This window comes from Blautia sp. ZXY-1-C6, assembly GCF_056339875.1.
The window spans coordinates 1-6,447 of the sequence record NZ_JBWJVQ010000044.1 but is presented as its reverse complement, the minus strand read 5'-3'; the positions used below and the strand labels follow the sequence as shown (position 1 = coordinate 6,447).

Annotated in this window: 4 protein-coding genes and 1 pseudogene; all 5 read left to right on the top strand. The window is 40.4% G+C overall.

What is annotated here, in order from left to right; genetic code table 11:
- Positions 1-256: 256 nt before the first annotated feature.
- Complete coding sequence (locus AC075J_RS01965) at positions 257-1,099, top strand: tyrosine-type recombinase/integrase (protein WP_020993164.1); 843 nt, start codon at positions 257-259, stop codon at positions 1,097-1,099.
- Positions 1,100-1,101: 2 nt separating this feature from the next.
- On the top strand, positions 1,102-2,277 hold the full coding sequence (locus tag AC075J_RS01960; RefSeq protein WP_020993160.1) for an IS91 family transposase: 1,176 nt from the start codon (positions 1,102-1,104) through the stop codon (positions 2,275-2,277).
- 457 nt (positions 2,278-2,734) lie between these two features.
- A pseudogene (locus tag AC075J_RS01955) lies at positions 2,735-3,679 on the top strand (ABC-three component system middle component 6); the annotation flags it as partial.
- 571 nt (positions 3,680-4,250) lie between these two features.
- Positions 4,251-4,802 (top strand): prolyl-tRNA synthetase associated domain-containing protein, encoded by a 552-nt coding sequence (locus tag AC075J_RS01950; protein WP_008704233.1) that lies wholly within the window; start codon positions 4,251-4,253, stop codon positions 4,800-4,802.
- Positions 4,803-5,357: 555 nt separating this feature from the next.
- Positions 5,358-6,447, top strand: a 1,090-nt coding sequence (locus AC075J_RS01945; protein ID WP_476389904.1) for an RNA-guided endonuclease TnpB family protein, incomplete at its 3' end; no start/stop codon positions are given.

Below are 6,447 nucleotides of genomic sequence, written 5' to 3'. Positions count from 1 at the left end.
AAATCGCTGCGCGATGGCTTGCCAAGGCTGTGGCGCAGCTTTCTTTTTCTCAATAATAAAATAGGCAATGGCAATTCTTACCAGTATTTGATATTGTAAAGTTACCACACAAAACAATTCAATACAGAAAGACACCACTGCCTATGAAAAGAATACCATTTGACCGCTTTTCTGACAAGCGGTTTTATTATGCTAATGCACCTCCATGTAAGCAGGGTTTTTCATTAACTACTGATTTTACATGGAGGATTTTATTATGTACGAAGAAATTTTTAATCAGATTCGATCTGCTGCAAATAAACGGAATCTCAAGGATTCCACGATTCATGCATACTGTACCAGTGTTGCTCATTTTTTGAACCGCACAGCCAAGGATATAGATGCATTAACAACTGACGATGTTGATATATTCCTAACTGAAAAGAAACTTTCCGGGATTTCACCAGAAACATACAATCACTACCATTCAGGAATCCGCTTCTTTTACAAAAAAATATTGAAGAAGAATTGGGATGATGATGACATACCTCGTATGAAAAGGGACAGAAAGTTACCAACGGTGCTTACAAAAGCAGAAATATCAGCTATTCTTGATGCTACGCCAAATTTGAAGCACAAAGCTATGATTGCTACTATGTATTCAGGCGGACTTCGTGTTTCAGAAGTCACACATCTTCATTATGATGATATTTCACGCACGAACAAAACCATACACATCCGTGATGGGAAAAGTCGCTCTGATCGTTATACTTTGCTTGCAGACCGGACGCTCGAAATATTGACAGAATACTGGTTTCAATGTGGCAGACCAAGGGGGATTCTGTTCCCAAGTTCATGGACAGGGGATTATCTTACAAAAGATAGTGTCATTCAGTTTTTTCGTGAAAGCGCCGAAAGAGCAGGCATTCAGAAACATGTCTCCACACATTGTTTGCGTCATAGTTTTGCAAGTCATCTGTTTGAGTCAGGCTGCGATATAAAATACATTCAGGCTCTTTTGGGACATCGTGATCCAAAATCAACAGAAATTTATCTGCATGTAAGCAATAAAACTCTGCTTGGTATTAAAAGCCCATTTGATGAGATGGGTGGTGAATGATTATGGATAAATCATGTACGATACAGGATGTATTTGAACGGTTCTATCCTTCTTATGAAAAGAGGAGTAACCCTCCTGCTCATCACAGAAAAACGGCTTATCACATCAGAAACTGTAAAACAGGAGTTTTTGGTGTAAACATCAGTGTTTGTGAGGACTGCGGATGTATCAGTGTTCACAACAACTCCTGCAGAAGCAGATGCTGTCCCATGTGCCAGGAGTTTCCGAAAGAGAAATGGATTGATGCACAAAAAGAGAACGTATTGGATGCACCCTATTATCATGTAGTATTCACAGTTCCTGAGGAATTGAATTCCATTATTTACAGCAACCAGAAGCTGTTATATGATGCACTGTATCATGCTGCTTCAGCCACATTGAATGAATTGTCAAAAGATGCAAAGTACCTGGGAGCTGATATAGGGTATATCTGCATTCTTCATACCTGGGGTTCTGCAATGAATTATCATCCTCATATTCATACCATTGTTCTTGGAGGTGGGCTTGATGATGAAAATAAATGGAAAGAAACAGGTGGAAATTTTTTTCTCCCATATGGTGTCATCTCAAAGGTGTTCCGTGGAAAATATCTGGATGAGTTAAAAAGCCTGTGGAATGATTCTAAGCTTAAATTTCATGGTACAGCGGAGAAATATCAGAACAGCTATCGTTTTAAAGAACTTCTTGATAAGTGTTATGAAAAGAACTGGGTCACTTACTGTAAAGAAACTTTCAATGGTGCACAGTCGGTTATCAATTATCTTGGAAAATATACCCACAGGATAGCAATCAGTAATCAGCGAATTAAATCCATGAAAGACACGACAGTTACATATGCAGTAAAAGACTATAAAAACGAAGGCTGTTGGAAAGAGAAAACAATTTCAGGAGAAGAATTCATCCGTCGATTCCTGATGCATGTTCCTCCCAAACAATTTGTCAGAATCCGTCACTATGGTCTGCTATCATGTAGAAACAAGAGAAAAAAGATAACTCACTGCAGAAATCTGCTTGGATGCAAGAAATACATTTCTACATTAAAAAATCTAAATGCAATAGAAATGATAAAGGTTTTGTATCACATCGATGTATGCAAATGTTCTTCTTGCGGAGGGAATATGGTATCACCCCGCAAAGATAAATACAGTTCTTCTTTTTGTGCACATATGAGATGTTAAAATCTACAATTGCATAGAATAAATGACTTCCGCATAGGAGGTTTGTTTGTCATGCCTGAAATTGATTTCTTGAATAAAAAAACTTTTACCAAAACATCCGGTATGATAAACTTAAGGAAAAGAGCAACGATTGAATCCCCATAGCTATCGGCTAAAGGGACGCGACTTTGTTCACCAAGGTAAAATCGAAATTGATGTAAACGAAAGGGCAGTTTTTATCAGAACTCAAGGCTGCTTTTTCGTTTACACCAACTCCGATTGTTTCCTTAACAGTTTGCCGAACTGGCGAAATACAGAAAACAGCATAAGAATAATCAACAGGCAGGTAGTCTTATAACGAGACTGCCTGCCTTCTTTTATGCCTGCAAGTGCCATTTCTCAAGGGGGTGTTCAAATGAACCCCCTTTGAACACCCCTAGGGGAAACAAGGTTAAATTGTATCAAGTTCAGTGTTCCAACGAAAGCAGATCTGTGCGAGTATTATGTGAATCTGGAAGCGAATACTTTTGATACTTTTAAGGTTGAACCGTCCCTGATGACCGTCTTTGAACAGAGTCATACATGGGATGAACTGATACAGCATTTTGTGGATTCCTATGTTATGGAAACAGATAAGAAGGCGGTATCCGCTTTTTATGACCGTGATTATATTGCAGAAAGGCTGAAGGGGCTGGAAACTGAATTGTCTTTAGAGTGTCGAATCACTCTGAATGGAGAAGAACGATGGGTCCGCAATGTGATCATACGTGGAGAGATAGAGGATTCAGAATATGCCATGATTTTCTTGCGTGATATCACAGAGGCAAAGGTAGAGAGCGCACGGCATCTGCAGATGGCAGCAGATAATGCTTCCATGGAGCAGCTGATTCAGAGTATCGTACGTCTGGTTGACCGCTTTGTTGTCTGTGATCTGGAAAATGACAGATATGAGTCCTACAACCTGAATGGACAGATGATATATAAACCTCTGGGCTTTTATCATGATTTTCAGATGCAGGTTCTTGAAAGGTATAAGACACTGGAACTACTGGAAGTTATAGATATCCTGATAGCCCCGGATAATATTCGGAAAAAACTGACAAGTGAAAATGATATTTATAAGTTTGAATATTGCAGCCTGGATGAAAAGACTTATAAAATCGCTTCTTATATTCCCTTGGAATGGAAGAATGGAAAGCTGGAAAAGGTATTGCTGGCATCCATGGATGTGACACAGGAGAAGAAAGCAGAGATTGAATCCCGTCAGGCACTGAAAGAGGCTTACCGGTCCGCAGAAAATGCAAATCGTGCGAAAACAGAATTCCTTTCCAATATGTCCCATGTTTTGTTATGTTTAGATTGGTTGTATCTTATAGATGCGGCAGAGGTCGATAAGAAAGGGCGCATAAACTTATGTATATGAACTACTATGGCTATTGAATATCCGAGTATTTTACTGGGTCCCGATCAAATCGGGACTTTTCTTATGTTCCGGTTATTCGGCACCATCGTCTTCCGAGGAATGCCTCCTCTGCCAGTTGTGTAGGCTGACAATGGTACACACTCTTTAGACCGGTTTACCCTGCGGCTTTTGTTAAACTCTTTGATATCCGGCAGTTCCATTGCTGTGAGTACCGTTTTATCCCCATGGAGGCTTTCTATGTAAGTATCTACAGCATTGTGGATAGGATGGGGGAATAATCCATGTCAGGATGCAGGGATGCTGGCAGTAGATGCAGTTGGATGAGATGTTGTTTCAGCGGATATATAGCGGGTACTGATGGGTACTATGGAGCATCACATGATATTCCTGCTGCGGATAGACCGGTTGGTATCATAAGGTGGGGAGAGCTGGAGTGCTGGTGATCTATTCCGCGGAGGTGGTAGAATGTATAGGATACCAGAAAAATATTCTGGATATCTGCCCTTTTGTTGACAATCCGCATACAAAAGGATTACACTTTCATCAATAAAAAATAAAGGAGTACCACGAAATGGAATTACAAAAGGGAAGACCTGAGAATACAGATAATCGTCTGGACAAAGAAATCCGTGTCTATGATTTTTTAGACAAACTTGGAGTTCAATATCAGCGTATTGACCATGAGGCTGCTATGACTATGGAAGCCTGCGAAGAAATTGACCACGCCCTTGGCGACAACACCACGATCTGCAAAAATCTGTTCCTGTGCAATCGTCAGGAGACGGATTTTTATCTTCTTCTGATGCCTGGTGATAAACCGTTTAAGACAAAAGATCTCTCTGCGCAGATCCATTCCGCCAGATTATCTTTTGCCAAACCGGAATATATGGAGAAATATCTTGATATCACCCCTGGATCCGTCAGTGTATTGGGACTGATGAATGATTCTGAGAAGAAAGTACAGCTTCTTATTGATGAAGATGTCATGAAGGAGCCATACTTCGGCTGTCATCCCTGTATTAATACCTCGAGTCTCAAATTCACAACTGAAGATCTGATGCAGAAAATTATTCCAGCACTGGAGCATGAGCCTGTCACAGTGACTCTGCCGGTTCCGGAATAAGGAAAACACATAACCAAAGACACAGGAAAGCCCTCGGCCATAGATTTTGTCTATATCTGAGGGCTTTCTGAATATGGACTATTTTAACAACCGTAGCAAGAATTCCCTCACCTCTATAGGAAGGCCACTGAAAAAGTCTGTTTTTCGTATAAATCAACACAATAATAAAGTACGATCGAGTACAATATTAAGACACTATATATAGTATGCAAAAACAGACTTTTTCAGTGGCGTCCTATAGGTGATGGGATGAATTGCACATTCGAGCATGTCTGCTCAAATTCATAAAAAATCGCAAAAACACTTGTTCTGATACAATAAATATATTATAATAGAAAAAAGAACAATATGCTCTTGGAATTTGGACGGTCGAAATAAGCAATAAGTGAGTGTACATAATGAGTTTAGATAATAATTCTCATTCAGTGTTTTTGTTTGATTCTGGTTATGAAATATAGCAGAAAGATGCTGGACGATAAGATGTCAGAGAGAACAAAAGAAATCTTTGAAATATAGCACCTGTTGAAACAATCCATCAGTATATAGAGAGTCAGGGTGAGAAAGATAAACCGGGCAGTAAAAATAAGGATCTATCCAAATAAAGAACAGATAACCCAGATAGAGAAGACGATCGGCTGCAGTCGTTTTCTCTATAACCGGATGCTTGCGGATAAGATCCGTCATTATCAGGAAGAAAAAAAGATGCTGAAAAATACGCCGGCCGGATATAAAAAAGAATATCCATGGCTGAAAGAGGTAGATTCTCTTGCGCTGGCGAATGTACAGTTAAATCTGGAAGGGGCTTTCCGGAAATTTTTCCGGGAACCGGGAGTGGGCTTTCCGCATTATAAATCAAAAAAACATTCGCGGAAATCCTATACAACGAATATGGTAAATGGGAATATCTGTCTGCAGGACAGGTTCCTGAAACTGCCAAAGATGCAGCCGGTAAAAATAAAACTCCACCGTATGATCCCGGAGGGATGGAAGCTGAAATCAGTGACTGTGAGCAGGGAACCGTCCGGAAAATATTTTGCCAGCCTGCTGTTCGACTGTGAAAACCAAACAGCGGAGAAAAGACAGGCGGAAAAATTCCTGGGGATGGATTTTGCCATGCATGGGATGTGTGTATTTTCTACCGGTGAAAGAGCCGGATATCCCATGTTTTACCGGAATGCAGAGAAAAAGCTTGCCCGGGAACAGAGAAAACTTTCCAGATGTGAAAAGGGCAGCCGTAACTATCAGAAACAGAAGAAAAAGGTTGCTTTATATCATGAAAAGATAAAGAACCAGAGGAAGGATTTCCAGCATAAGCTCAGCCACAGCCTTGCAGAAGACTATGACGCAGTATGTGTGGAGGATCTGAACCTGAAGGGGATAGCCGGAGGCCTGCATTTCGGAAAAGGGATACAGGATAACGGATACGGTCAGTTCCTTTCCATGCTTGGATATAAGCTGGAAGAACGTGGAAAATATCTGATAAAAGTAGACAGATATTTTGCATCCAGTAAGATATGCAGCGTATGCGGACATAAGAAGAAAGAGCTGGCATTATCAGAACGGATATACCTATGCGAATGTGGAAACCGGATGGACCGGGATGTGAATGCGGCGGTCAATATTCTGGAAGAAGGAAAAAGAATAT